Here is a 24,731-nt window from a genome sequence, read left to right as displayed (position 1 = left end):
ATCTGCTGGCAAGGGCGATGAGATTTCATTGAAGTACAATCTGAGATGGGCCGAGTGGCTGGCCGAGGGACGGATCGGCCCGTTCCCGGCGGCGATCGTCATGGTCGCGGCTTACTTCGCCTTGCAGACCATCATACTGTCCCTGTTGAGCTCTTGGGCGGGAACCGGTGTCGGCATCGATGATGCGGAGCAGCTGATCTATGTTCCATATCTCTGGGCTGGATATGGCGGCTCGCAACCACCCCTCTACACCTGGATCAACTGGCTGGCCGCGCATGTTTTCGGCACCGGTATCTTCACGCTGAAGCTCGTCAAATACTCCGTGCTGTTCCTCGCCGCCTGCAGCGCGTTCGCCGCCATGCGACGGTTCGGCTACACCAAAGCGACAGCGGCGGCGGCCATGTTCGGCCTGTTTACGATCCCGCAGATCGTCTGGGAATCGCAGCGCGCCTTGTCGCATTCCGTCGCCGTCGTCGGCTTTTGCTCGCTGCTCCTGCTCGCAATGGCCTGTCTTCTCGAGCGGCGAAGCGTGATCGCCTATGCGGCGTTTGGCCTGGCCACCGCGGCGGCAATTCTTGCCAAATATAATGATGTCTTCCTCGTGGTCGCCCTTGTTGCGGCGGCGCTGTCGCTGCGCGAATGGCGCAGCGCGATCCTTGATCCGAAGTTCGCCATCAGCATAGCGGTCGCGATATTGGTGCTGGCGCCAACCACCTATTGGAGCCTTATGCATCCCGCCGATTTATTGTCGAGAGGCGAGAAGTTCGGAATAGACACCCAACAAGGGAGCGTGGCGGCGGCCTTTGTCGGCGCCGGCAAGTTTATCATGGGCACCTTCAATTTCGCGATCTTGCCGGTGCTCGTTTCCGCCCTGGCTTTCGGCCTGGCGAAGTTCCGTTTCTCCGAGCTGCATCCGAAAGGTCCGGCCCGGGAAATTCTGTTGTGGCGTACCTTGGCGCTCGGCTTGGCCATGCTGGCAATACTTGTACTGGCCACCGGTGTGACGGTGGTAAAGGACCGCTGGCTGCTGCCCGTCCTGTTCCTGCTGCCGCTGGCCATCGTCGCCACAATGGAACGGCTGGCGCCGCGTGGCAGGAATGCGCAGCTCCTGGTGATCGCGGCTGGAGCGATCATCGCCGTGCTGCTGGCGCCCGCCACCTGGTACGTCCAGATAAACGGGACCAGTGGCCTGTCGCGGATGATCCGCGTGGATTACCCCGCCCTCTATCGCCAACTGACTGCGGACGGACCGGTCAAAACCGCAATATCTGATGGTGCATGGGTCGGAAACCTGCGGTTGGTCGACGAAAAACTGGTCGCACTTGACCAGGAAGTGCCTAATTTCGAAATGCTGATGCAGGAGCCGGCCGTACTCGTCTGGCTTGACCGCGACGATCCGCGGCCGGTCATTTTGGAGCAGCTCAAAGCGGCCGGCTATGAACCGGACGGCCAGCCGCGGCAAATGATGGTTCCGCTGTTGCGTGGCACCGACAAGTCCGTCCGGCCCGGCGCCTATGTAAAATTGAAGAGAATGGCGGTGGGAGGAGCCACGGCGCCCAAAGAAGGCGTTAGCGGAGGAGCCGAGGGTGGACAGGAACCCGACTGACCGGCCCCGTCATCACCGCAAGATCATGCCGTTCGAGCCGGACGGCTCGAAAGATCTGCTGCGCAAGAAATCGCGGCTGAAGGCCGCTGAACTCAACCAGCATGCGCTGGGCTATGGAGCGCTGGCGGAAGCCGAATGGCAGGCGGCGGGCATTGCTGCTCCTGACCTGCCCGCTATGCGCCGATACCGGCTCGAGCGCATCCGCGCCGAGCTGAAGCGCCGCGACTATGCAGGAGCCTTGCTCTACGATCCGGTCAACATCCGCTACGCCACGGATGCGACCAACATGCAGCTCTGGGTGGCACACAATCGGACCAGACATTGTTTCGTCGCCACCGATGGCCCGGTGGTGCTGTTCGACTATTTCTCCTGCGAGCACCTTTCCGATCATTCCGGCGTCGTCGACGAGGTGCGGCCGGCGGTGTCGTGGGCTTACCTCTACAGCGGCGAGCTGACCGGTCAAAAAGTCCGCCGCTGGGCAGCCGGCATCGCCGAGCTGGTATTGGAACACGGCGGCGGCAATCGCCGCATCGCAGTCGATCACATCAATCCCGAGGGCATCGAAGAGCTTGCCCGTCTCGGCATCTCGACCGGCAATGGCGAGGCGGTGATGGAAAATGCGCGGCTGATAAAATCACCCGACGAGATCCTTGCCATGCGCCGGGCGATCGTCGCTTGCGAGGCGGCGATGGGCGAGATGGAGCAGGCGCTGAGGCCTGGCATCCCCGAGAACGAATTATGGGCCGAACTCCATCGCGGCAACATCGCGCGCGGCGGCGAATGGATCGAAACCCGGCTCCTGTCGTCGGGTCCGCGCACCAATCCATGGTTCCAGGAGTGCTCGTCGCGGATGATCGAGACCGGCGAGCTCGTCGCTTTCGACACCGACCTGATCGGTCCTTACGGCTTCTGCGCCGACCTTTCGCGCACCTGGCTTTGCGGTGACGCGCCGCCGTCGCAGGAGCAGCGCGACCTGTTCCGCATCGCCGCCGACCAGATCGCCTACAACACGGAGCTGATGCGGCCGGGCGTATCGTTTCGCGGCCTCGTCGAGCGCTCGTCAGTGCCGCCGGGAGATTGCTTCCCGGCCCGTTACGGGGTGCTCTATCACGGCGTCGGCCTTGCCGACGAATACCCGACTTTGCCGCATGCTAGCGACTGGACCGACGACACGCCCGACGGAATGCTCGAACCTGGCATGGTGCTGTGCGTCGAGAGCTATATCGGCCGGCTTGGCGGCTACGAAGGCGTCAAGATCGAAGAACAGATCCTGATCACCGAGACCGGCAGCGAGAAGCTTTCGACCTACCCGCTCGACAATCGGCTGCTTGGCGGCTGAGCGAAGCTAATGCATATCGCGCAAAAATGTGCCGCGGTTTTGCGATAACGACATGCATAAACAGGAATTTAAGCGCGTCGCATGAGGCCGACCGAACGCGACGCGCTTTACGTGAACGCGGCGATCGCTTCGCGCATCGCGGCGACGATCGTTTCCGGCGTCGTCCTGGCCGTGATGAACGGCAAGCCTTTGCGCCGCCTTGTCCAGCCGACGACCGTCACCTTCTGCGCCGCAGGCTCGAAACGTTGCGCCAGCGCCCAGCTCTCGCAATCGATCGCCGCCACATCTGCCCTACCCTCGGCAACAGCAACGACCGAAGCGCGGTGCCCGCAGCTCTCGCTCAGCCCGGAAAAGATATCCAAACTCTCGCCCAATGCTTGCAGGTCGCGTGCTGGCGCGATGATGCCCGACATGGAATCGAGGCTGTTGAAGGTGAAACGCTTGCTGCGCAGCAGATCGAGCGGAATGACGGCGCCGCCGTCGGCCGGCGACCTTGCCGGGTGTGCCTCGCCCGCCCTCATGACGATGGCGCTCGAATAGAGTTCGCCCTGTCCGCCTTCGAAAGCGTCGTAACGCGGCTGGCCGACGAGCTGGACACGCTGCGACAGGCCGAGTTCCATCGGTCCCCAGCAGGTTTGCGCAAAGAGCAGCGCCGGGTGCAGCCAGAGCCGGTGAAAATCCAGCTCGTCCGGCGGCAATGTCGCCGGATCGGACGCAATGAGTTTCCCCTGATCGTCGCGGATACCGCCACGCACTGGAGGCAAATCGCCATTGCGGCGGATGATCGTCTCCGGCGCATCGATGCCTTTCTGTCTGAAAAGATCGCGCAGCCGCGCCCATTGCGCGTCGACCTCGTCCCGCGCTTCCGGCCAGTCGTACATCGGCAAAGCCGCAATGAATTCGCTCATGCCGGGGATTTGACCGTTATGCGGGAAATTGACAAGTTCAGGAAAGCGTCGTCCGCGCGGAACCGCCTGCAACAACGCAAGAATCATTCTTTCGGCGGCTCGGCGGGTACCGGTGCGCTGCCAAGTCCATTGAGGCTGCGTGCCCTGACGCGCGGCTTGAACGCACGGCCCGGTTCCGGCATGCGCCGCAGTACGGGATGGACGACCGGCTCCTTCGCCTTGAAGGCATAGGCCCTGAGCAGCGCGAAATAGTTCGGATAGGCGTAGCCATTGTTCATCCGCAGCCACTCGTCGCGGCGGTCGCGAAACAGTTTCGGCAGCCTGTACCAGGCCACCGTCGGGGTCTTGTGATGGACGAAATGCAGATTGTTGTTGAGGAACAGGAAGGACAGCGGCGAGCGCTCGACGATGATCGTGCGGCCTTCCGGATGTTCCGACCATTGGTGCTCGGCGTAGGTGCGGATCGAAATCAGCGACTGCCCAAGCCACACCGGCACCAGTATGTAGAGCCATAACGGCATGCCGAAGCCGAACTGCACGACAGGCAACACTACGGCGAGGCCGATCGCGTGCAGCAGCCATGCCTTACGGATGGAATTGTCGCCCGCGGCAACCTGCCTGGCGTCGTCAATGAAAAAGCCGATGCAGGAAAGCCACGGACCGAGCACCAAACGCCCGATCATCGTGTTATTGACCTTCAGCAGGAATTTCATAGCCGACGGCAGCTCCTCGTGCTGCCAGAGCGCCTTGTAATAGCTTTCGGGATCGTCGAGCGGATCGGTCAGGCGCTCGTCTGCGTGGTGGCGCAGGTGAATGGTCTTGAACCGGCGAAACGGCCAGACAAGCCCAATCGGCAGGAACACAAAGGCTTCGTTGAGCCGCGCGTTCCGGGTTGGGTGGCCATGCAGGGCCTCGTGCATCAGCGAGGATTGCAGCGCCGCAATCAGGGCCAGAAGGGCGAGCGCCAATAGCGGGTAAGAGGGCCAGAGCAGAAAGCCGGTAGCGAGCCAGCCGCCGTAGCAGAAAAATGCGAGAAACACGGTCGGCCATTCGATGGCCGCTGCGCCGTGTCGCCTATTGCCCGTGCTCGTCATGCTATCGACCACTGCCTTCCAGTCGCCGGAACCCGTTTGATTCCTGACAACATTGTGTCAGGAGCGTTGCATTGCTGCAACGCGATAAAGCGCACAAACTGTTGCGATTGCGCATTTTCAGCTGCATATGTTATGCATTGTAAACAACGCAGAGGATTCATTTACGCCTGAAGCTCCGCGTTCGCGGCTTCAGCGCAAATTTTTCCTCCCATCGAATGGGATGGCGATTTGGACAAGCGCGACCTGTCGACGATCTTTCGCGAGCGCCTGAAAATGCTCTTGACAAGGTCCGATTTGAACCAGTCGGCCTTCGCCGCCGCGGTTGGCATCGACCGGTCGGCGCTGTCGCAGCTGCTCTCCGGCGCCTCGACCCGCCTTCCTCGTGCTGAAACGCTGCTCAACATCGCCGCCGAATTCAAAGTCTCGCTCGACTGGCTGCTCGGCCTCAGCCACGACGAGGGCGTCACCGGTGAAATCCGAGAGAGCCTTGAGATCGAGGAGGCGCCGGACGGCTTCGACCGCACGCTGCTGGCTCGCTGGCATGCCGAGGCGGCGGGAACGAAAATCCGCTACGTGCCGGCCGGCATTCCCGATCTTCTGCGCACGGAAGCGCTTGTCGACTACGAAGCCGTCATCGCCAACAAGAGCCGCGAGGCACAGGCCGGCGAAACGCAGTACCGCATCGACTACAACCGACGGCCCGAAACCGACATGGAAGTCTGTATGCCGCGCCACACGCTGGAGATCTTCGCGCGCGGGCTGGGCGTGTGGGACCGCTTTCCGGAGGCCGACCGCCACCAGCAGCTCCTGCATATGGCGACGCTGCTCGACGACCTCTATCCAACCTTCCGCCTGTTTCTCTATGATGGGCGGATGCGCTATTCGATCCCCTACACCATCTTCGGGCCCTATCGCGCCGCCATTTACGTCGGCGACATGTATCTGGTGCTGAACGCCACCCAGCCGATCCGCATCCTGACCAGCCATTTCGACAATCTGATCCGCGCCGCGGACGTCAACGCGCATGAGGCGGCCAGCTTCACGCGAAAGCTGGCGGAGATGCGATTTTGACCGGTTGCTCTCCGTGCCGACATTGACGGCACATAAAGAATTCTTTATATCCTTATCTCAGTTATTCTTCCGGGAAGGCGTATTTCACATGACCAATCCGATCGACGCTCTGCTTGCCGAAAAGGGCGTCCTGCTCGCCGACGGCGCCACCGGCACCAATCTGTTCGCCATGGGCCTTGAAGCCGGCGAGGCTCCCGAGCTCTTGAACGAGACCGCGCCCGACACCATCACGAGCCTGCACCAGAACTTTGTCGATGCCGGCGCCGACATCATCCTGACCAACTCTTTTGGCGGCACTCGTCACCGGTTGAAGCTGCACCATGCGCAGGACCGGGTTTACGCGCTGAACAAGCGCGCCGCCGAGATCGCAAGCGCCGTTGCAAAAAAGGCTGGCCGCAAGGTGATCGTGGCCGGCTCCGTCGGCCCGACCGGCGAGCTGCTGGTGCCGCTCGGCGCCATGACCTATGACGAGGCGGTCGAAGCCTTTGCCGAGCAGATCGAGGGCCTGAAGGCCGGCGGCGCCGAAGTCGCCTGGATCGAAACCATGTCGGCGCCTGACGAAATCCGCGCCGCCGCCGAAGCTGCCATCCGCGTCGGCCTGCCGTATACCTATACCGGCTCCTTCGACACCGCCGGCCGCACCATGATGGGACTGCTGCCGAAGGACATCCACGGCGTCGTCGATGGCCTGTCGCAGACACCGCTCGGGGTCGGCGCCAATTGCGGTGTCGGCGCCTCCGACATTCTCGCCTCGCTGCTCGACATGACCGAGGCGAAGCCGGAAGCAACGGTGATCGTCAAGGGCAATTGCGGCATTCCCGAATTTCGCGGCGCCGAGATCTACTATTCCGGCACACCCGAGCTGATGGCCGACTATGTGCGCCTAGCCGTCGATGCCGGCGCCAAAATCGTCGGCGGCTGCTGCGGCACCTCGTTCCAGCACCTTGCCGCCATGCGCAAGGCGCTCGATGCGCACACCAAGTCGGACCGCCCGACCGTCGAGCAGATCGTCGAACGCATCGGCCCGATGCGCAACAAGCAGGCGACGGTCAACGTCGCCGAGACCAGCGAAGCCCGCCGCGAGCGGCGCCGCGGACGCGCCTGACGCTTTCGTCTGCGACGCGGTCCGCGCGAAGCAGTGCAGCCGCGGAAAAAAGGCCGGCAAGGTTTCCCTCGCCGGCCTGCCTCACCCGCCCGTAGGCCCGCTCCCCCTATCAGAACGATCCCATCTGAAAGAAACCGGCCGTCATTGCCACTACCGGTTACCGCCGAGCGCCGAGGCAAGGCGCACAAGCGAGAGGAACTCGGACCGGTATCCAAACGGGTCGGCTCCTCTAGCGGTGGTGGCAATCTCCATGATCTTGTCGTAGCCGAACTTCGCGGTCGCATCCTCGTCGCGCAGCTTCTGGCCGAAGGCAGCGACGGCAACGGAGAAACGCTGGTCGGTGCTGGCCTGGTCGAACGACGCCACTTCGTTGGCTGAGGTCACCGGCGTGGTGATCAGCTTCGAAGTGTCCTCGTTCGGCAGCTTGTAGCGGATCTTGACGAAGGCATATTCGTCGGCATTGGCGACACCGCCATTGTTCACCGAGGCCTGGCCATAGCGCAGCTGGTCGATCTGTTCGCCGCCGCTGCCCTTAGGCGTGATCTCGTAGATCGCGGTAACCGAATGGCCTGAGCCGATCTCGCCGGCATCGACGCGGTCATTGTTGAAATCCTCGCGGTTCAAGGCGCGGGTTTCGTAGCCGATCAGCCGGTACTCCGAGACCTTGTTCGGGTTGAACTCGACCTGGATCTTCACGTCCTTGGCGATGGTGAACAGTGTCGAGGAGGCATCCTCGACCAGCACCTTCTCGGCCTCCGCCAACGTATCGATGTAGGCAGCGGTGCCATTGCCGTTCTGGGCGATGGTCTGCATCATCTGGTCGTTCAGATTGTCGCGGCCGAAGCCGAACACCGACAGGAATACGCCTGTCTTGCGCTCCTTTTCGATCAGCCGCTTCAGGTCGTCGTCGTCGGTCTGGCCGACATTGAAGTCGCCATCGGTGGCGAGCATCACCCGATTGATGCCGTCCTTGACGAAGGATTTCTGCGCCAGCCTGTAGGCTTCCTTGATGCCGGCCTCGCCTGCCGTCGAGCCGCCGGATGTCAGATTGTCGATGGCAGCGAGGATCTTGTCCTTTTCCGAAGCCTTGGTGGGCTCCAGCACGGTACCGGCATCGCCCGCATAAGTGACGATCGAGACGGTGTCGTCAGGTCTCAGCTTGTTGACCAGCAGCCGGAAGGCCGACTGCAGGAGCGGCAGCTTGTCCTGCTCGTTCATCGAGCCCGACACATCGATCAGGAAGACCAGATTGGCCTTGGGTTGCTCGGCCGGCTTCACGTCGAAACCCTTGACGGCGACATGCATCAGCTTGGTGTGCTCGTTCCACGGCGTCGGCATGACGCTGACGGTCGAGTTGAACGGCGTCGAGGCGGAGTCCGGGCCTTTCCAGTCATAGGGGAAGTAGTTGACCATCTCCTCGACGCGCACCGTATCGGCCTGCGGGATAAAACCTTCCTTCAGCGAGCGCCGCACGAAGGAATAGGAAGCGGTGTCGACGTCGATAGAGAACGTCGAGACCGGATCTTCGAGTGCGGCGTGCACCGGATTGGTCTTGAAATCCTCGATGCGGTCGTGGTTTTCCTCTTGCGGCAGCATCTGGTCGGCCGGCGCAGCGGCGGGCTGCTGTGCCATCAGCTTGGACTCGGCAACTGTGCCAGGCATGCGTCCGACCCGCGCGCCACCATCGACTGCCGGAGCCGCGGAGCTTGCGCCGCCACTCTGCGCCGGTTCGGGAGCATTGCGGCTGAGCACGTCCTGCTGCGTCAACCCGCCGACTGCGGTCGATTTCGCTTTCGGCGGCGATGTCGGCGCTACAAGCGCCTCGCCGGTGTCGCGGCTTTCACTGTCGGCGTCCGCCTTCTTCTGCTTGTCCGCTTCGGCAACGACCGGCGGTTTGACGGTCGCCGGCTTGTCAGCCAGCGTTTCGGTGATCTTATCGTCCCCGCCGAATTTGGGCCCGCCGAATTTGGATTCCCCCAACATGTAGATGGTGGCATATCCGGCGATCGGCAGGGCAACGAGCCCGGCAATAGCCGGCGTGGCGAAGAGTTTCTTTTGCATGATTTCGCTCCAGAGCCTTTGTGCTCGCTCTGTGAGACGAAGCCCGCTCACCGATCCTTGGGCGGCCGGCAAAGTTTTTTCTTCCATGTCATAGGCGCGCAGCGCGGCCTCGAGGGCACGCGCCTTTGCATCGGCGTCGGGCGCCGGTGCTGCGATATCGCGCAGCCTGTTCAGTTGATTGTCGTCGACCATGGTCACACTTCCCCGGCTGAACGCATTAGCGTCTTCAACCGTTTCTTCGCTTCATGGATGTGCCAGGAAACCGTTGCCTCCGAGATTGCCATCGCCTCGGCGGCGGCGGCGTGGCTCAGCCCCTCGCCATAAACCAGCAGCACCGCATCGCGCTGCTTGTCCGGCAGCTTGCGCACCGCTGACCAGAGCGCCTCGGCTGGGTCTTCCGGCTCTACCGAGATTTCTCCCGAAATCAGCGCATAGGCGCCATACGCCTCGGTCTTGGCAGTGTCGCGGGCGGTCTTGCGCATCATGTCGCGCGCCGCATTCAGCGTCATGGTGTAGAGCCACGTTGTGAAGGCACCACTGCCGTGATAGTCGCGGATCGCGCGGCCGAGCCGGACGCAGACTTCCTGGGCGATATCTTCGGCGTCGGCCTTTTTCCCGCACCAACGATAGGCGGCGCGATAGACGAAACCATAGTGCCTTTCGAGCAACTTGCCGAAAGCACCCCTGTCTCCGCCCTTCGCCCGCCCGATCAGTTCGGCGTCGGAGGCTTCGCTTTCGTCCAGCATCATCGCCATCATTTGCCTGTTGGACGAAGGCTAATGGCGGTTCCTTGGGGCGATGGAAAGAATTTTTTGGCGGGCAATCACGTCGTAATGGTTGGCATGCCTTGGCCGAGCGTCTCCGCAAACAGCATCGTCAGCCGCTTCCAGTGGCGTTCGGCGCCGGCTGCATCGAAGGCACTATGGTCCGGCATGCACCAGCCATGCGCCATGCCGGCATAGTTCTCTATGACATGATCAACCTCGGCGGCGCGCAGTGCTTCGGCCAGCCGCGCCGATTGCTCCGGCGGAAAGCTGCGGTCCACACCGGCAGTGCCGATATAGATCCTTGCCTTGAGCGAGGCGGCCTTCCGGTGCGGACTGTCGGCTGCGTCACCGGCCAGATTGCTGCCGTGAAAACTGGCCGCGGCGGCGATGCGGTCGGGATAGCTGGCCGCCGCGTTCAGCGCCCGCGCCCCGCCCATGCAGTAGCCGACAATGCCAACCGGCCCGGCCAGGCCTTGCGCAGCAAGTGCATCGAGGAACGCGCCGCTGTCGCGGATCGTCATCTCCTGGGTCGTGCCGCCCAGGAGACCTGTGATGGCGGCCTTGCTCCTCTCGTCGCCGAACGCAGTCTTGGGGTCGAACGGACCGTAGGGCGCATTGCGGTAAAAGAGGTCCGGCACAAGCACCGCATAGCCCTCGCCCGTAAGCCGCTCCGCCATCTGATCAAGCGCCGGTCGCGGACCGAAAACGTCCATGTAGAGGATGATCGCTGCCCTGGCTGGGGCCGCCGAACGGAACAGCCGGGCCTTGGCAATGCCGTCGCTTGTCTTGATCTGCATCGCTTGCGTGGCCATCATCCGCTCCGTTGATCTGACGTGCGATAGATACCCGCGGTGACCGTCGCGGCAAGCTGTAATGAGGCGATCTGCTTCAAGATTTCGTGCGGCATTCGGCGACGCTACAGACGCGCGAATGCTGCCATGTGAAAGGCCTGAACCTCGGCCGGATAGCGATAATCGGTACCGTAAGGACAGGCGTTGCGATCGAGGCAGCCGCCGGTGCGGCAAGGCATGCCGTTTTGCCCGCGCACATGGGCCAGACAGGTCTCATGTGCAAAACCATCCGCAGAATAGGCCTCGACCGGACAGGATTTCAGGCAAGGTTTTGCGACACATGTGTCGCAAAGGTGGATCACGTCGCGGGGTTCTTGGAGCGCGATTTCGTCTTCGAACAGCAGCGCGCCGCGATAGGCATGCCAGAGCCCGTATTGCGGATGCATGAGAATGCCGAGCGGTGACGGCTTCAGCCCCTCCGCACGCATCGCCCATTGCTGGAACGGGAGATAAGGCCTGTCGGACGGCGACACCGCGCGTGCCCCGAATCTTTCGGCCACGGCGCCGATCACTTCGCGCGACCATCTGTCGAGCGGATCGGCGATCGGCTGTGACTGTTTCTCCAGCCAGCGCAGGAAGTGCGGCCAAGGTGCGGCACCCGCCTGCCCCACCAGCAGAACGGATCTGACGGCAGCGCCGGAGAAACCGGAAGGCGTTTCCTCAGCGCCTGCAAAATTGAAGCCGCCGCGAAGCATAAGGCCGTGGGCGGAAAGCGCAGCCGCGATTGTTTCAGTCATGCCGCGCTCGGGATCATCCCTTCTTGTCCGGATCGGAGAAGGCACTCCGCCAGACTTCCTTGTGGATGATGTTGGCGACTTTAGCCCCGCCTGATTCGGGCTCCTTTCAGGTGAAGGCGTCGGCCATCGACGCCTTCTTCCTGGCAATGAAGTCCTTCAGTCCGTCGTCGATGCCCTGATCGAGATGCGGCGCCTCGTAGCTTTCCAGCCAGCGGCGGGCGAGCTCGTTGGCGCGCTGCGGCGCGGTTTTTTCGCCTTCGGCCAGCCATTGCTCGTAAGAATTGTTGTCGGCGATGTTGGAACGGTAGAACGCGGTCTGGAAATTGGCCTGGGTGTGATCGCAGCCGAGATAGTGGCTGCCCGGGCCGACCTGGCGGATGGCATCCATCGCCTGACCGTTTTCCGACAGGTCGACACCCTCGGAGAACTTCTGCGTCATGCCGAGCTGGTCGATGTCCATCATGAACTTTTCGTAGCAGGAGGCGAGACCGCCCTCGAGCCAGCCGGCCGAATGCAGCACGAAGTTGGTGCCGGCGAGGATCGTCGAGTTCAGCGTGTTGGCGCTTTCATAGGCCGCCTGCGCATCGGGGATTTTTGAAGCACAGAGCGAACCGCCGGTGCGGAACGGCAGGCCGAGCCTGCGGGCAAGTTGTGCGGCGCCATACGAGACCAGCGACGGCTCCGGCGTGCCGAAGGTCGGCGCGCCCGACTGCATCGAGATCGACGAGGCGAAGGTGCCGAACAGCACCGGCGCACCCGGCCGGATCAGCTGTGTGAACGACGCCCCGGCCAGAACCTCGGCCAAAACCTGGGTCAGCGTGCCGGCGACCGTCACCGGGCTCATCGCACCGGCAAGGATGAACGGCGTGACGATGCAGGCCTGGTTATGGCGCGAATAAACCTTCAGCGCCCCCAGCATGGTCTCGTCGAAGACCATCGGCGAGTTGGCGTTGATCAGGCTGGTCAGCACCGTGTTGTTCTCGACGAAATCGTCACCGAACACGATCTTGGCCATCGCCACCGTATCTTCAGCGCGCTCGGGCGCGGTCACCGAGCCCATGAACGGCTTGTCCGAATATTTGATATGGCTATACACCATGTCGAGATGGCGCTTGTTGACCGGCACGTCGACCGGCTCGCAAACCGTGCCGCCCGAATGGTGGATCGACGGCGCCATATAGGCGAGTTTCACGAAATTCCGGAAATCCTCGATCGTCGCATAGCGCCTGACGCCGTCGAGATCGCGCACGAAGGGCGGTCCATAGACCGGCGCGAACACTGTCGCGTTGCCGCCGATCTGCACCGAGCGCTCGGCGTTGCGCGCATGCTGGGTGTAGACCGACGGCGCGGTCTTCAACAGCGAGCGGCAGAGGCCCTTGGGGAAATGCACCCGCTCGCCCTTGACGTCGGCGCCCGCCTCTTTCCAAAGCTGCAGTGCCTCGGCGTCGTCGCGGAAGATGATGCCGATCTCCTCCAGCACGGTGTCGGTGTTCTTTTCGATCAGCGCCAGCCCTTCCTCGTCCAGCACCTCATAGACGTTGATCTTGCGCTTGATATAGGTGAGCTGTGTGCCGGGGCCGCCGCCCGAACGTGCAGCCCGTCGGGCTGCGGCGCCACCGCTGGCAGCGCGCCCGCGCCGTGCGTTTGACGCTTCCTGATCGACCGGCGCGTTCTCACTCATAATCGTTCTTCCCTGGCTTTCGTTCTGGCCTGATTTACTCCGGCCGGGCTCTTGTGCCGGCCTGAAATCCGTTTGCGGCCGCATATTGCGGTCTCTGGCCGGATCGTAGCCATGCACCCTATTCGAAACGGCCCGCCAGCGCCAACGCCTGTCGCAAAATCGACAAGAATTCCAAGAGATTTACGGTCGCTTTCGTTTTGCGGGAAGTCGCAAATCAGCTATGGACAACCGGCCCGTGCGGGTTAGGTATTGACGCGATATTTTTAAGCTGCCGCGATAGTTGTAGCCGGCAAGGAGCCTGAGAAAAAATGGCCGACGACGAGATCATCCTTTCGGAACTCTCCGACGACGAGTTGGTGCAGCAGATGCACGACGATCTTTATGACGGGTTGAAGGAAGAAATCGAGGAGGGCACCAATATCCTTCTCGAGCGCGGCTGGGCGCCTTACAAGGTTCTGACCGAGGCTCTGGTCGAAGGCATGCGCATCGTCGGCGAAGATTTCCGCGACGGCATCCTGTTCGTTCCCGAAGTGCTGCTGTCGGCCAACGCGATGAAGGCCGGCATGTTCATCCTGCGTCCGCTGCTTGTCGCCACCGGCGCCCCGAAGCAGGGCAAGATGGTGATCGGCACCGTCAAGGGCGACATCCATGACATCGGCAAGAACCTGGTCGGCATGATGATGGAAGGCGCCGGCTTCGATGTCATCGACCTCGGCATCAACAATGCGGTCGAAAAATATCTCGATGCCATCGAAAAGCACCAGCCCGACATCATCGGCATGTCGGCGCTGCTGACGACGACCATGCCTTACATGAAAGTCGTCATCGATACGATGAAGGAAAAGGGCATTCGCGACGACTATGTCGTGCTGGTCGGCGGCGCACCGCTCAACGAGGAATTCGGCAAAGCCGTCGGCGCCGACGCCTATTGCCGCGACGCCGCGGTGGCGGTCGAGACCGCCAAGGACTTCATGAAGCGCAAGCACAATGTCCGCGCTTCGGCTTGAGCCAACAAATTCGGCACCTACGAAAAAAGCCGCGCCTTGCAGTGCGGCTTTTTTATTCCCAAATGTTTGAAATCGTGCAGATCAGGGTTTCTTGACGGTATCGTCAACCGCCTTCGCAGTGGATTTGAGATCCTTGCCGACGCCGCGCACCGTGTTGGCGCAGGCCGAAACAGCCAAGGCGCAGGCGAGAATAGCGATTGGCGCAACGCGGAACAATTTCATGATTGGTGTCTCCCTCAGGATATAAATTCGCTGGACAGCAACGAAGATGGATTAGACTGGTTCCATGACTACCGCGCGAAAACAACAATCCGATCAAGGCGACAGGCTGCTCGTCATCGCCTGCGGGATGATCGCGCGCGAAGTTTTGGCGGTCAAGGAGCAGCTCGGGCTCGACCATCTCGACTTGACCTGCCTGCCGGCGGAGTTCCATTTCTATCCGGACCGCATCGCGCCGGCCATGGACAAGGCAATCGCCAAGGCCAGGGCGGACGGCTACAAACACATCTTCGTCGGCTATGCCGATTGCGGCACGGGTGGCTTGCTCGATCGGGTCTGCGAGAAGCATGGCGTCGAGCGCATGGCCGGGCCGCATTGCTTTGCCTTCTACCAGGGCATGGATACCTACGCGAAAGTCGCCGACGACGACATGATGTCGTTCTACATGACCGACTTCCTGTGCCGGCAGTTCGATGCCTTCTTCATGAAGCCGCTCGGCCTCGACAGGCATCCGGAGCTGATCAAGGACTATTTCGGCAACTACGAGAAGCTGATCTATATCGCTCAGACCAACGACCCGGAACTCGACAAGGTCGCCGAAAAGGCGGCGAAAATGCTCGGCCTCGCCTATGAGCGGCGCTCGACCGGCTATGGTGACCTGACTGGCGAACTCGCGCGGGTGGCCTCGTATCCAGAAGAAGAAGTCCGTTAAGCGCCCGACTTCGGATTATTTGCTCTCGGATTGCGGATCCGACACGAAATCGACAACGCGGCCGTTGTCAAACCGGATCGGCCCCCTTGCTGTCGGGTCCTTGCGCAACGCCTCTGCAATCAAGGCTTCGATAGTGTCGAGGTGGGCCTGCAGAATTGAGCGGTTGCCCAGTTCCCAATACTCGCCTTCATCAAAGACGTCGAACTTGTGGAAAAGAGGAGCAATTTTGCGAAGCAACTCAATGATCTCGATGTGCGCGTCCGATCCGGCAAACTGGGTCTTTGCAAAATTGCTGCATGAAGAGGTCCCTGTCGAACTCGAACCGTAGGCGATCCGACTTGGGATGCGGCAGGCATTCTATCCCCATGACCGGGCCGATATAGTCCACGCTGCGTTCGTCGATGACCCGGTTGAGAACCATTTCGGACTCGTCTATCGGCCGAAATCGCCAGTCTCGAGCGATGGCAAACGCTTCGACTTCCTGCAACAGCGCAGCGTACTGCTCCGCGCCGCCCAGTTGCCCCTCAAAATGGATCGTAATACCCAAGCACACGTCTCCGCAGAACACTCGGGACAATAGCTGCGCTTCTATTCGGTGGCCAGCGCCGCCAGCACATCGGCAAAGCTCGTCTTGCAGACGAAACCCAGCCGGTCCCTCGCTCGCGATGCATCATAGACCCGGTCGATCGACGAAAACATCGTCCAGCCTTTCTTCGCGTAGAGCACCGGATAATCCGGAAAATAGCGTGCGACAACCGACGGTGCGTCGGCGATCAATGCCGCGCAATCGTCGGGCTGGAACGGTGTTGGCGCCGAAATGATGAAGATGTCGAAGCCCAATTGCGGCGCTTTCTCCAGAGCAGCAATGTGGGCGTCGGCTGCGTCCTCCACCGTCAGCCGGCGGAACAACAGCTCATTGGCCTTGGTGTTGGCGTCCGACTGTTCGATCACATGAGCCATGTCGTCCGCCTCGGGAAAAAACCGGGCGGTGCGCAACACGATCACCGGCAGGCCGAACTGCAAATGATAGAGCCGGCAGAGGTGTTCGGCTGAAAGCTTGGTGACGCCGTAGATGTTGCGCGGTTCAGGCGACATGTCTTCCGTCAGCCATGCCGCCCTGCGCGCCCCGCCGGTGAAGCCGGTGCGGATGGTTTGGGAAATCATCAGCGATGTCGTCGAGGTGAAGATGAAGCGCTGAACGCCAAAAGCTGCTGCCGCATCGAGCAGGTTGAGCGTGCCGCGCACATTCGTCTCGACGAAATCCTCGTTGCGATGACGTTCGATGTCAGGCTTGTGCAGCGCGCCGCTATGGATGATGGCCCCGACGCGGTTCTCCTCGACCGTCCGCATGACCAGGTCGCGATCGGCGACTGAGCCGACGATTGGCGTTTCCGAAGACGGAACGAGATCGAGGCCGATGACGTCATGGTCGAGGGCCCGCAGGCGCGGTGACAAGGCGCTGCCCAGCCAACCCGACGATCCCGTCAGCAAGATCCGCATTCTTTCCACCTCGTTTCTGCTGTCGATGCTCAGGCACGGATGACAGAGCGCTGCGAAACATTAAGGTATGCGCCAGACAAGAAAACAGGCTGCACCAGCCATCAAAGGGAAACTCCACGAATGATCGCTCGCCTCATGTTTGCCGCAGCAGTTGTCTTCTGCTTTGCCCTGCCCGCGTTCGCCGATGGCGAGGTGCAGAAGCTGATAACGGCTGCCGACAAGGCGCGGCTCGACAAATATGGCGAGACGCGCAAGGCAGCGCTTGACGAGGCGAAGGCCGGCGATCCCGCTGAGGTCAAGCAGCTCGACGCCTTGCTGGCAAAGCCGCTGGTTTCCTTCTCCGACAAGGATCTGACCGGCAAATGGCAATGCCGCACCATCAAGGCCGGCGGATTGAGCCCGCTCGTCATCTATGGCTGGTTCAAATGCAAGGTGAGCGACGACGGTTCCGGCTGGAGACTGGAAAAGATCACCGGCTCGCAGCGCACCAAGGGCCGCTTCTTCGACGATAGCGAGAAACGCGCGATCTATCTCGGTTCCTTCTACGTCAACGACGATCCGGCAAAGCCCTATGGCAGCGGCCCGGAAAGCGATCAGGTCGGCTATGCCTTCCGCAACAGCGCCAGCGAATGGCGCATCGAGTTCCCGGCGCCCTACTACGAATCGAAGCTCGACATCCTCGAACTCAAGCGCTGAGCCCCGATCACCAAGGGTTAACCCGGTCAGCCTAGCATTCGCGCGCAAAGAACAGGTCTTTGCGGAGGTCGCGAAGCATGGCACAGTCGAAAACAAACCAACGGACGATCGTCGTCGTCACCGAAGGCGGGCCGCATATCTGGGCGATCGTCAACGCCGTCGCCGATCAACTCGGTCCGGTCAGCGTCATCCTCGAAGCCCCTGACTCCAAAAAGCAATTGCTCTTCGGGCGGGCGCGGCGGCAAGGCTGGGCCTCGGCCATCGGTCAACTCGGCACGATGATGCTGACGCGCCTCGGCGAGCGCTTCTTCGCCGGCCACGCAGCACGGCTTGCCGCCGAGCGGAAGCTACAAACCGAACCGAAGCATGGGCAAAAGATCATCCACGTCCCGTCGGCCAACGCGCCGGAATGCCTGCAGGCGATCGCGGAAATCCAGCCGGGTGCGGTGCTGCTCGCCGGCTGCCGCTTGCTGTCGCGGCAGACGCTGGCAAAAATCCCTTGCCCGGTCCTCAACTACCATGCCGGCATCGCCCCGAAATATCGTGGCATGAACGGCGGCTACTGGGCGCTGGCTTCAGGCGATGCGGAAAACTTCGGCACCACCGTGCATCTCGTCGCCGCCCGCGGCGACACTGGCGGCGTGCTGCGGCAGGCGCGTGGCAAACCGCAGCCGGGCGACACGATTTCAAGCTACGCGTTGCGGCAGGCGGCGTTCTCGCGCGACATCTGCGTCGAAGCGGTCAGGGATGCGCTGGCCGGCAAGCTCGGCACGGTGGATCCCGGCCTGCCTTCGAAACAATGGTATCATCCGACGGTCTGGTTTTATCTCTGGACCGGGATAAGGAACGGCGTCTGGTGACGCGCCGATTTACCGGACAGCCACCCGCCACTAACATTGCATCATGAGCGACATCGACCACCGCACCATCATTGCCGGCCTTTCAGTCGAGGATCGTCGCGACCTCACCGCCAGGCTTGACCGGCCAGGCATCGTCCGGCTGGCCGTCCATGGCGGGCTGGTTATCCTGCTGGGCGCGCTGATCGCCGCCCGCATCCCGTTCTGGCCGCTTCTCGTCTTGCCGCAGGGAATCCTGATCGTCTTCTTCTTCACGCCGTTGCACGAGACCATCCATGAAACGGCGTTCAGGACGGCGTGGCTCAATCGCGCTGTTGCCGCCGTGGCTGGCTTCCTGATCCTGCTGCCGCCGGCATGGTTCCGCTATTTCCATTTCGCCCATCACCGCCATACGCACGACCCGAAAAACGACCCCGAACTGATGGCGCCGAAGCCGGAGACCGTCAGCCAATATCTGCGCTATCTGTCCGGCGGCCCCTATTGGATCGCCATGGGCCGCGTGGTCGCAACCAACGCGGCTGGCCGCAACCGCGACGGCTTTGTACCGGACAAGGGCAGCGGCAAGGTGGTTGCCGAAGCACGGCTGTTCCTGATCGGCTATGCGGTGGTGCTGGCCGCATCGCTCGCCGCGCAATCGGCGCTGCTGTTGTGGGTCTGGATCGTGCCGGTGCTGATCGGACAGCCGTTTTTGCGGGCCTACCTGCTGGCCGAGCACGCGTTGTGCCCGCACGTCGCCAACATGCTCGAGAACACTCGCACCACCTTCACCACAAGGCTGGTGCGCTTCGTGGCTTGGAACATGCCATACCATTCGGAGCACCATTCCTATCCGGCCGTTCCCTTCCACAGCCTGCCGCGCTTCCATGAGATCGTCGCGGGGCATCTACGCACGACCGAACGAGGTTACGTGCGCTTCCACGGGAAGCTGGTCGGCAGCTTCGATGGCCGCGCCGGCTGACCTGTGCTGAAAGACTCCGCTTTCAACCGCCGCCGTCGATTGCGTCGTTTTTGAAGGCCCCCGCGTCGTCCCATAACAAGCAGCCCAACAGCGCTTCCGGCAATGCTCGAAACCACTGCATCGGCCCAAAAGATCGGAATCGATCCTCGAAAGTACGACGCAGCAGAGTTAGGTGGTAGAGCATCGTTTGTGCGTCCGATTGGACGCGCGGCGCTCTCCAGGAGCAGGAATTCATGGCCGATCTGATCGTCGTCTACTGGCGCGACATCCCCGCCCAGGTCATCGTCAAGAAGGGCCGGCAGAACGCCAAGCGCGAACTGCCATTGCGCTTCACCGAGGCGATCGACATGTGCGCCATGCGCACCGGCGCCGGCGGCACCGACGACTATCTTGCCGAATGGCGCAAGGCAGAGCCCATCCCGGTCGGTGACGATCTTGAAGCCGAGGCCGAGAAAGCCCTTCAGGAACTTGACGCGAAATACGACCGTGAGCGGCTGGTCGCTCTGGTCAAGGCGGGCGGCAAAGAAAATGTCTGATCCCCAATCAATGCCGGCGACGACGGCTCAAGCCGGCGTGACCCAGGCGACCATCGTCAAGAACGCGGCGCCGAAATCCGACTACAAGCCGGCCGACGTGTCGCCGCAGCGGCGCGTGCAGCGCTCGTTTGCTGTGCGGCTTTGGTCGGTGCGGCATTCGCGGCTGCTCGAATGGTTCTACGCCAGGTTTGCCGACATGTTCCTGACTCTCCACCCGCTATGGAAGGGCATCGGCTACAGCCGTGTCGAAGGGCCGGTGAAATTCGTCGAGAAGCGCGTCAAGGGATTCATGTTCGACTGCCGCATGTGCGGCCAGTGCATCCTATCCTCGACCGGCATGTCGTGCCCGATGAACTGCCCCAAGCAATTGCGCAACGGCCCTTGCGGCGGTGTCCGCGCCAACGGCAATTGCGAGGTCGAGCCAGACATGCCTTGCGTCTGGGTCAAGGCCTGGGAAGGCTCGCGGAACATGGTGCATGGCGACAAGATTTTGGACGTGCAGAAGCCGGTGGATCAGTCCTTGCGCGAAACTTCCGCCTGGCTGCGGGTGACCGCGCAGGCCGCGGCCGCCCGCAATGCGGCCCACAACACTACCAACACCGGAGCGTCGGCATGATCGGCCGCCAGCCAGACGAGAATCCGGCCGGCATCCATTTGCCGCTCGATCCCCTGCCCGGCCACACCTCCCGCGGCCGGCTTGAGCGGGTTCTGCGACGCGGCGAGTTCGCAGTGACGACCGAGCTCAATCCGCCCGACAGCGCCGATCCGGAAGACGTCTACAACCGCGCCAGGATTTTCGACGGCTGGGTCGACGCCATCAATGCCGTCGACGCTTCCGGCGCCAACTGCCACATGTCGTCGGTCGGCATCTGCGCGCTGCTGACCCGCATGGGCTATGCCCCGATCATGCAGATCGCCTGCCGCGACCGGAACCGCATCGCCATCCAGGGCGACGTGCTTGGGGGTGCTGCGATGGGTGTCGCCAACATGCTGTGCCTGACCGGCGACGGCGTGCAGGCCGGCGACCAGCCCGGCGCCAAGCCGGTGTTCGATCTCGACTGCATGTCGCTGCTCGAAACCTGCCGCATCATGCGCGACAACGGCAAATTCCTGTCCGGCCGCAAACTCACGACGCCGCCGCAGCTTTTCCTTGGCGCCGCCATCAACCCGTTCGCGCCGCCGATCGATTTCCGGCCCTATCGGCTTGGCAAGAAGATCGCCGCCGGCGCGCAGTTCGTGCAGAGCCAGTACTGCTTCGACGTACCGATGTTCCGCACCTACATGCAGAAGGTCCGCGATCTCGGCTATACCGAGAAATGCTTCATCCTGTGCGGCGTCGGGCCGCTGGCCTCGGCCAAGACGGCCAGATGGGTTCGCTCAAACGTGCCGGGCATTCACATTCCCGATCAGATCGTCAAGCGTCTGGAAGGCGCCCAAGATCAGAAGAAGGAAGGCAAGCAGCTCTGCATCGACATCATCAATGAGGTGAAGGAAATTCCCGGTGTGTCCGGTGTCCATGTGATGGCCTACCGCCAGGAAGAGTATGTCGCCGAGATCGTCGATGAATCCGGCGTGCTGAAGGGCCGCCGGCCGTGGAAGCGCGAAATCCGCCGCGACGACCAGCTCGTTGCCGACCGGCTCGACCACATACTGCATGACGACCTCACCGAAACCCAGGTCGACATGGTCAAGACCGCGCATTGACAGCGCGAATCGTCAGCATTCGCTTGATCAGAAACAGATAACGATATAAAGAACTCTTTATATCACGACGGAGAGATTTCATGACCCGGACCATCGTCGCCTCGGCGACACGAGAAATCATCATCGGCTTCGATCAGCCCTTCTGCGTGATCGGCGAGCGCATCAACCCGACCGGCCGTAAGAAACTGGCCGCCGAAATGATCGCCGGCAATTTTGAGACCGTCATCAAGGATGCGCTGGAGCAGGCCGCCTGTGGGGCGACCATGCTCGACGTCAATGCCGGCGTCACTGCAGTCGATCCCAACGCCACCGAGCCGGCGCTGCTGGTGCAGACGCTGGAGATCGTCCAAGGTCTGGTCGACCTGCCGTTGTCGATCGATTCGTCGGTGACCGCCGCGATCGAAGCGGCGCTGAAGGTTGCCAAGGGCCGGCCGCTGGTCAATTCTGTCACCGGCGAGGAGGAAAAGCTCGAAGCCATCCTGCCGCTGATCAAGAAATACAACGTCCCGGTCGTCGCCATTTCCAATGACGAGACCGGTATTTCGATGGACCCCGATGTGCGCTTTGCCGTCGCCAAGAAGATCGTTCAGCGCTGTGCCGACTTCGGCATTCCGGCGCATGATGTGGTCGTCGACCCGCTGGTCATGCCGATCGGCGCGCTGGGCGATGCCGGGCGCCAGGTATTTGCCCTGCTACGCCGGCTGCGCGAGGAACTCAAGGTCAACACCACCTGCGGCCTCTCCAACATCTCGTTCGGCCTGCCGCACCGTCATGGCATCAACGCCGCCTTCATCCCGATGGTGATCGGCGCCGGCATGACCTCGGCGATCATGAACCCGGTGCGGCCGCAGGAAATGGAAGCGGTGCGCGGCGCCAACGTGCTGAACGGCACCGACGAGAACTGCACCAACTGGATCAGGACCTACAAGGACTACAAGCCTGCTGAAGGCGGCCAGGCCGTTGCCGCCCGGACACAGGTCAACGCGCCGGGCGACGGCAATGGCAATGGCGGACGCAGGCGCGGCGGCCGCGAAGCGCGGATGGCCCGGGGTTGAGCCATGGCTTGGCCGACACAATATGGGCTTAGGACTGGGGAGGAACCGAAACACAGCGGCATCGCTGCCGTGGCCAAGACCCGAGCAGCGTAGAAAGTAAAGTCTGGAACGTATGAACTCTCCCGTCAACATCACCGATCCGCTCGTGCTGTTCATGCCGTCCGGCAAGCGCGGACGGTTTCCGGTCGGCACGCCGGTTCTGGATGCCGCGCGCCAGCTCGGTGTCTATGTCGAGAGCGTGTGCGGCGGGCGTGCCACTTGCGGGCGTTGCCAGATCGAGGTGCAGGAAGGCAATTTCGCCAAGCACAAGATCGTTTCCTCCAACGACCACATCTCGCCCAAGGGCGCCAAGGAAGAGCGCTACGAGCGCGTGCGTGGGCTGCCCGAGCGGCGCCGCCTGTCCTGCTCGGCGCAGATTCTCGGCGATCTCGTCGTCGACGTGCCGCAGGACACCGTCATCAACGCGCAGACCATCCGCAAGGACGCCGACACCAGGGTCATCGCCCGCGATGCGGCAATCCGCATGTGCTATGTCGAGATCGAAGAACCCGACATGCACAAGCCGCTCGGCGACCTCGACCGCCTGAAGATCGCGCTGATGAAGGACTGGGGCCTCAAGAGCCTCGATTTCGATTTCCATCTGTTGCCGCAGGTGCAAGGCATTTTGCGCAAGGGCAACTGGACCGCGACCGCCGCCATCCACAAGGACACCGACAGCGAGACCGCGCGGGTCATCGCTTTGTGGCCCGGCCTCAAGAACGAGGCGTACGGGCTTGCCTGCGATATCGGCTCGACCACCATCGCCATGCATCTGGTGTCGTTGCTGTCGGGCCGCGTCGCCGCCTCGTCGGGCACATCCAATCCGCAGATCCGCTTCGGCGAGGACCTGATGAGCCGTGTCTCGTACGTAATGATGAACCCGGACGGCCGCGAAGGCATGACGGTCGCCGTGCGCGAGGCCATTTCGGGGCTTGTGGACAAGGTCTGCACCGAAGGCAACGTCCAGCGCAATGACATCCTGGATTCCGTCTTCGTCGGTAATCCGATCATGCATCATCTGTTCCTCGGCATCGATCCGACCGAGCTCGGCGGCGCCCCCTTCGCGCTAGCCATCTCCGGCGCCGTGCACATCAAAGCATCGGATATCGGCTTGAAGCTCAACCAGGGCGCCAGGCTTTATATGCTGCCTTGCATTGCCGGCCATGTCGGCGCGGACGCTGCCGCGGTGACGCTGTCGGAAGGCCCGCACCGCCAGGACGAGATGATGCTGATCGTCGATGTCGGCACCAATGCCGAGATCGTGCTCGGCAATCGCCAGCGGGTCGTGGCGGCCTCCTCGCCAACTGGCCCGGCCTTTGAAGGTGCGGAAATCTCCGGTGGCCAGCGTGCCGCACCGGGTGCCATCGAGCGCGTCCGTATCGATCCCGAAACGCTTGAGCCGAAATACCGCGTCATCGGCTCGGAACTCTGGTCCGACGAGCCGGGCTTCCTCGACAGCGTGCAGGCGACCGGCGTCACCGGCATTTGCGGCTCCGGCATCATCGAGGTGGTCGCCGAGATGTATCTCGCCGGCATCATCTCCGAGGACGGCGTCGTCGATGGATCGCTGAGCGCCAACTCGTCTCGCGTCGTCGCCAATGGCCGCACCTTCTCCTATGTGCTGAAGGAAGGCGAGCCCAAGATCACCATCACCCAGACCGATGTGCGCGCTATCCAGCTTGCCAAGGCCGCCCTTTATGCCGGCACCAAGCTTTTGATGGAAAAGCAGCACACCGATCACGTCGATCGCATCCACTTCGCCGGCGCATTCGGCTCGTTCATCGACCCGAAATACGCAATGGTGCTGGGCCTGATCCCGGATTGCGACCTCGACAAGGTCTCGGCCGTTGGCAATGCGGCCGGCGCCGGCGCCCGCATGGCGCTCTTGAACCGTGGCTATCGCCGCGAGATCGAGGAAACCGTTAGCAAGATCGAGAAGATCGAGACGGCGCTGGAGCCGAAATTCCAGGAACATTTCGTTTATGCCATGGCGCTCCCGAACAAGATCGATCCGTTTCCCAAGCTGTCGGCGGCGGTGAAACTGCCACCCCGCAAGACGGTCAGCGAGGACGGCATTGCCGGCGACGCTGCCCCGCGGCGGCGTTCGCGCGAAGGCCACGCCGCGCGGCGCGGGCGGGGATGACTCGCCTCCGCTAGGCTGTCAGACCTTCCATTTTCATTTGTATGCAAATGTTTCCAGATCGCACCGATCTGGAAACGAAATCGCG

Annotated in this window: 25 protein-coding genes; 14 read left to right on the top strand and 11 right to left on the bottom strand. The window is 62.2% G+C overall.

The window, feature by feature from the left end; genetic code table 11:
- Positions 1–28: 28 nt before the first annotated feature.
- Positions 29–1,606 carry an ArnT family glycosyltransferase gene (locus NKG60_RS02415; protein WP_352973986.1) on the top strand — a complete coding sequence of 526 codons (1,578 nt, stop codon included), beginning with the start codon at positions 29–31 and terminating at the stop codon, positions 1,604–1,606.
- A gap of 25 nt (positions 1,607–1,631) precedes the next feature.
- Positions 1,632–2,945: a M24 family metallopeptidase gene (locus tag NKG60_RS02410; RefSeq protein WP_352974062.1), complete on the top strand. Its 1,314-nt coding sequence runs from the start codon at positions 1,632–1,634 to the stop codon at positions 2,943–2,945.
- A gap of 107 nt (positions 2,946–3,052) precedes the next feature.
- Here NKG60_RS02410 and NKG60_RS02405 read toward each other — a convergent pair whose 3' ends face one another.
- Both NKG60_RS02405 and NKG60_RS02400 read right to left on the bottom strand, forming a co-directional pair.
- On the bottom strand, positions 3,053–3,853 hold the full coding sequence (locus NKG60_RS02405; protein ID WP_352865310.1) for a phosphate/phosphite/phosphonate ABC transporter substrate-binding protein: 801 nt from the start codon (positions 3,851–3,853) through the stop codon (positions 3,053–3,055).
- An 83-nt stretch (positions 3,854–3,936) separates the two neighbouring features.
- Positions 3,937–4,947, bottom strand: coding sequence for a fatty acid desaturase (locus NKG60_RS02400; RefSeq protein ID WP_352865308.1), 1,011 nt, complete (start codon positions 4,945–4,947; stop codon positions 3,937–3,939).
- A gap of 228 nt (positions 4,948–5,175) precedes the next feature.
- On the opposite strand from NKG60_RS02400, the gene NKG60_RS02395 reads away from it, so the two are divergent.
- On the top strand, positions 5,176–6,018 hold the full coding sequence (locus tag NKG60_RS02395) for a helix-turn-helix domain-containing protein (RefSeq protein WP_352539665.1): 843 nt from the start codon (positions 5,176–5,178) through the stop codon (positions 6,016–6,018).
- 88 nt (positions 6,019–6,106) lie between these two features.
- The gene (gene bmt / locus NKG60_RS02390) at positions 6,107–7,123 is read left to right on the top strand and encodes a betaine--homocysteine S-methyltransferase (protein WP_292654777.1); all 1,017 of its coding nucleotides are present in this window, start codon (positions 6,107–6,109) and stop codon (positions 7,121–7,123) included.
- 150 nt (positions 7,124–7,273) lie between these two features.
- Here bmt and NKG60_RS02385 read toward each other — a convergent pair whose 3' ends face one another.
- The 5 genes from NKG60_RS02385 to NKG60_RS02365 form a co-directional block, all read right to left on the bottom strand.
- A complete protein-coding gene (locus NKG60_RS02385) occupies positions 7,274–9,376 on the bottom strand; it encodes a vWA domain-containing protein (protein WP_352865305.1) in 2,103 nt (700 codons plus the stop codon).
- Between the two features lie 2 nt (positions 9,377–9,378).
- The gene (locus NKG60_RS02380) at positions 9,379–9,939 is read right to left on the bottom strand and encodes an RNA polymerase sigma factor (RefSeq protein WP_352668863.1); all 561 of its coding nucleotides are present in this window, start codon (positions 9,937–9,939) and stop codon (positions 9,379–9,381) included.
- A 68-nt stretch (positions 9,940–10,007) separates the two neighbouring features.
- Positions 10,008–10,763 (bottom strand): dienelactone hydrolase family protein, encoded by a 756-nt coding sequence (locus NKG60_RS02375; RefSeq protein ID WP_352668865.1) that lies wholly within the window; start codon positions 10,761–10,763, stop codon positions 10,008–10,010.
- Between the two features lie 104 nt (positions 10,764–10,867).
- The gene (locus NKG60_RS02370; protein ID WP_352865303.1) at positions 10,868–11,539 is read right to left on the bottom strand and encodes a hypothetical protein; all 672 of its coding nucleotides are present in this window, start codon (positions 11,537–11,539) and stop codon (positions 10,868–10,870) included.
- 106 nt (positions 11,540–11,645) lie between these two features.
- On the bottom strand, positions 11,646–13,220 hold the full coding sequence (locus NKG60_RS02365) for a trimethylamine methyltransferase family protein (RefSeq protein WP_352865301.1): 1,575 nt from the start codon (positions 13,218–13,220) through the stop codon (positions 11,646–11,648).
- A gap of 308 nt (positions 13,221–13,528) precedes the next feature.
- On the opposite strand from NKG60_RS02365, the gene NKG60_RS02360 reads away from it, so the two are divergent.
- On the top strand, positions 13,529–14,227 hold the full coding sequence (locus tag NKG60_RS02360; protein WP_023676506.1) for a cobalamin B12-binding domain-containing protein: 699 nt from the start codon (positions 13,529–13,531) through the stop codon (positions 14,225–14,227).
- An 81-nt stretch (positions 14,228–14,308) separates the two neighbouring features.
- Here the strand turns inward: NKG60_RS02360 and NKG60_RS02355 are convergent, their stop codons facing one another.
- The gene (locus NKG60_RS02355; protein WP_292654758.1) at positions 14,309–14,449 is read right to left on the bottom strand and encodes an EncA/B family entericidin; all 141 of its coding nucleotides are present in this window, start codon (positions 14,447–14,449) and stop codon (positions 14,309–14,311) included.
- 64 nt (positions 14,450–14,513) lie between these two features.
- Here NKG60_RS02355 and NKG60_RS02350 point away from each other — a divergent pair, with 64 nt between their 5' ends.
- Positions 14,514–15,158: a DUF1638 domain-containing protein gene (locus NKG60_RS02350; RefSeq protein WP_352865299.1), complete on the top strand. Its 645-nt coding sequence runs from the start codon at positions 14,514–14,516 to the stop codon at positions 15,156–15,158.
- Between the two features lie 15 nt (positions 15,159–15,173).
- Here NKG60_RS02350 and NKG60_RS02345 read toward each other — a convergent pair whose 3' ends face one another.
- From NKG60_RS02345 to NKG60_RS02335, 3 genes are read right to left on the bottom strand one after another with little or no spacing between them, the layout of a single operon-like run.
- Positions 15,174–15,395, bottom strand: coding sequence for a hypothetical protein (locus NKG60_RS02345; RefSeq protein ID WP_352865297.1), 222 nt, complete (start codon positions 15,393–15,395; stop codon positions 15,174–15,176).
- A gap of 1 nt (position 15,396) precedes the next feature.
- Positions 15,397–15,705, bottom strand: coding sequence for a hypothetical protein (locus NKG60_RS02340; RefSeq protein ID WP_352865295.1), 309 nt, complete (start codon positions 15,703–15,705; stop codon positions 15,397–15,399).
- A 41-nt stretch (positions 15,706–15,746) separates the two neighbouring features.
- The gene (locus NKG60_RS02335; protein WP_352865293.1) at positions 15,747–16,658 is read right to left on the bottom strand and encodes an NAD-dependent epimerase/dehydratase family protein; all 912 of its coding nucleotides are present in this window, start codon (positions 16,656–16,658) and stop codon (positions 15,747–15,749) included.
- 120 nt (positions 16,659–16,778) lie between these two features.
- Between NKG60_RS02335 and NKG60_RS02330 the strand changes: the two genes are divergently transcribed.
- From NKG60_RS02330 to NKG60_RS02295, 8 genes are all read left to right on the top strand, one after another.
- Positions 16,779–17,354, top strand: coding sequence for a DUF4893 domain-containing protein (locus NKG60_RS02330; protein WP_352865291.1), 576 nt, complete (start codon positions 16,779–16,781; stop codon positions 17,352–17,354).
- Positions 17,355–17,431: 77 nt separating this feature from the next.
- Positions 17,432–18,214, top strand: a complete 783-nt coding sequence (locus tag NKG60_RS02325) for a formyl transferase (protein ID WP_352973980.1) — start codon at positions 17,432–17,434, stop codon at positions 18,212–18,214.
- 43 nt (positions 18,215–18,257) lie between these two features.
- Complete coding sequence (locus tag NKG60_RS02320) at positions 18,258–19,169, top strand: fatty acid desaturase (RefSeq protein ID WP_352865286.1); 912 nt, start codon at positions 18,258–18,260, stop codon at positions 19,167–19,169.
- A 233-nt stretch (positions 19,170–19,402) separates the two neighbouring features.
- The gene (locus tag NKG60_RS02315) at positions 19,403–19,705 is read left to right on the top strand and encodes a virulence factor (protein ID WP_352490721.1); all 303 of its coding nucleotides are present in this window, start codon (positions 19,403–19,405) and stop codon (positions 19,703–19,705) included.
- The gene (locus NKG60_RS02310) at positions 19,698–20,321 is read left to right on the top strand and encodes a methylenetetrahydrofolate reductase C-terminal domain-containing protein (RefSeq protein WP_352668884.1); all 624 of its coding nucleotides are present in this window, start codon (positions 19,698–19,700) and stop codon (positions 20,319–20,321) included. The genes NKG60_RS02315 and NKG60_RS02310 overlap by 8 nt, the downstream gene beginning before the upstream one ends.
- Positions 20,318–21,409, top strand: coding sequence for a methylenetetrahydrofolate reductase (locus NKG60_RS02305; protein ID WP_023719930.1), 1,092 nt, complete (start codon positions 20,318–20,320; stop codon positions 21,407–21,409). The genes NKG60_RS02310 and NKG60_RS02305 overlap by 4 nt, the downstream gene beginning before the upstream one ends.
- A gap of 80 nt (positions 21,410–21,489) precedes the next feature.
- Positions 21,490–22,464 (top strand): methyltetrahydrofolate cobalamin methyltransferase, encoded by a 975-nt coding sequence (locus NKG60_RS02300; RefSeq protein ID WP_023676516.1) that lies wholly within the window; start codon positions 21,490–21,492, stop codon positions 22,462–22,464.
- 112 nt (positions 22,465–22,576) lie between these two features.
- On the top strand, positions 22,577–24,646 hold the full coding sequence (locus tag NKG60_RS02295; protein ID WP_352973977.1) for an ASKHA domain-containing protein: 2,070 nt from the start codon (positions 22,577–22,579) through the stop codon (positions 24,644–24,646).
- Positions 24,647–24,731 lie beyond the last annotated feature (85 nt).

Origin of the sequence: Mesorhizobium sp. M1428 (assembly GCF_040317515.1) — a bacterium.
Classification (GTDB): Bacteria; Pseudomonadota; Alphaproteobacteria; order Rhizobiales; family Rhizobiaceae; genus Mesorhizobium.
The sequence above is the reverse complement of the archived record's forward strand: the minus strand, read 5'-3'. Positions and strand labels throughout refer to the sequence as shown.

Excerpts from the sequence above, each read along its gene's own strand:
- NKG60_RS02410 (WP_352974062.1), top strand. The coding sequence starts at position 1,632 with ATGCCGTTCGAGCCGGACGGCTCGAAAGATCTGCTGCGCAAGAAATCG.
- NKG60_RS02405 (WP_352865310.1), bottom strand. The coding sequence starts at position 3,853 with ATGAGCGAATTCATTGCGGCTTTGCCGATGTACGACTGGCCGGAAGCG.
- NKG60_RS02400 (WP_352865308.1), bottom strand. The coding sequence starts at position 4,947 with ATGACGAGCACGGGCAATAGGCGACACGGCGCAGCGGCCATCGAATGG.
- bmt (WP_292654777.1), top strand. The coding sequence starts at position 6,107 with ATGACCAATCCGATCGACGCTCTGCTTGCCGAAAAGGGCGTCCTGCTC.
- NKG60_RS02385 (WP_352865305.1), bottom strand. The coding sequence starts at position 9,376 with ATGGTCGACGACAATCAACTGAACAGGCTGCGCGATATCGCAGCACCG.
- NKG60_RS02380 (WP_352668863.1), bottom strand. The coding sequence starts at position 9,939 with ATGGCGATGATGCTGGACGAAAGCGAAGCCTCCGACGCCGAACTGATC.
- NKG60_RS02375 (WP_352668865.1), bottom strand. The coding sequence starts at position 10,763 with ATGGCCACGCAAGCGATGCAGATCAAGACAAGCGACGGCATTGCCAAG.
- NKG60_RS02370 (WP_352865303.1), bottom strand. The coding sequence starts at position 11,539 with ATGACTGAAACAATCGCGGCTGCGCTTTCCGCCCACGGCCTTATGCTT.
- NKG60_RS02365 (WP_352865301.1), bottom strand. The coding sequence starts at position 13,220 with ATGAGTGAGAACGCGCCGGTCGATCAGGAAGCGTCAAACGCACGGCGC.
- NKG60_RS02360 (WP_023676506.1), top strand. The coding sequence starts at position 13,529 with ATGGCCGACGACGAGATCATCCTTTCGGAACTCTCCGACGACGAGTTG.
- NKG60_RS02355 (WP_292654758.1), bottom strand. The coding sequence starts at position 14,449 with ATGAAATTGTTCCGCGTTGCGCCAATCGCTATTCTCGCCTGCGCCTTG.
- NKG60_RS02350 (WP_352865299.1), top strand. The coding sequence starts at position 14,514 with ATGACTACCGCGCGAAAACAACAATCCGATCAAGGCGACAGGCTGCTC.
- NKG60_RS02335 (WP_352865293.1), bottom strand. The coding sequence starts at position 16,658 with ATGCGGATCTTGCTGACGGGATCGTCGGGTTGGCTGGGCAGCGCCTTG.
- NKG60_RS02330 (WP_352865291.1), top strand. The coding sequence starts at position 16,779 with ATGATCGCTCGCCTCATGTTTGCCGCAGCAGTTGTCTTCTGCTTTGCC.
- NKG60_RS02325 (WP_352973980.1), top strand. The coding sequence starts at position 17,432 with ATGGCACAGTCGAAAACAAACCAACGGACGATCGTCGTCGTCACCGAA.
- NKG60_RS02320 (WP_352865286.1), top strand. The coding sequence starts at position 18,258 with ATGAGCGACATCGACCACCGCACCATCATTGCCGGCCTTTCAGTCGAG.
- NKG60_RS02315 (WP_352490721.1), top strand. The coding sequence starts at position 19,403 with ATGGCCGATCTGATCGTCGTCTACTGGCGCGACATCCCCGCCCAGGTC.
- NKG60_RS02310 (WP_352668884.1), top strand. The coding sequence starts at position 19,698 with ATGTCTGATCCCCAATCAATGCCGGCGACGACGGCTCAAGCCGGCGTG.
- NKG60_RS02305 (WP_023719930.1), top strand. The coding sequence starts at position 20,318 with ATGATCGGCCGCCAGCCAGACGAGAATCCGGCCGGCATCCATTTGCCG.
- NKG60_RS02300 (WP_023676516.1), top strand. The coding sequence starts at position 21,490 with ATGACCCGGACCATCGTCGCCTCGGCGACACGAGAAATCATCATCGGC.
- NKG60_RS02295 (WP_352973977.1), top strand. The coding sequence starts at position 22,577 with ATGAACTCTCCCGTCAACATCACCGATCCGCTCGTGCTGTTCATGCCG.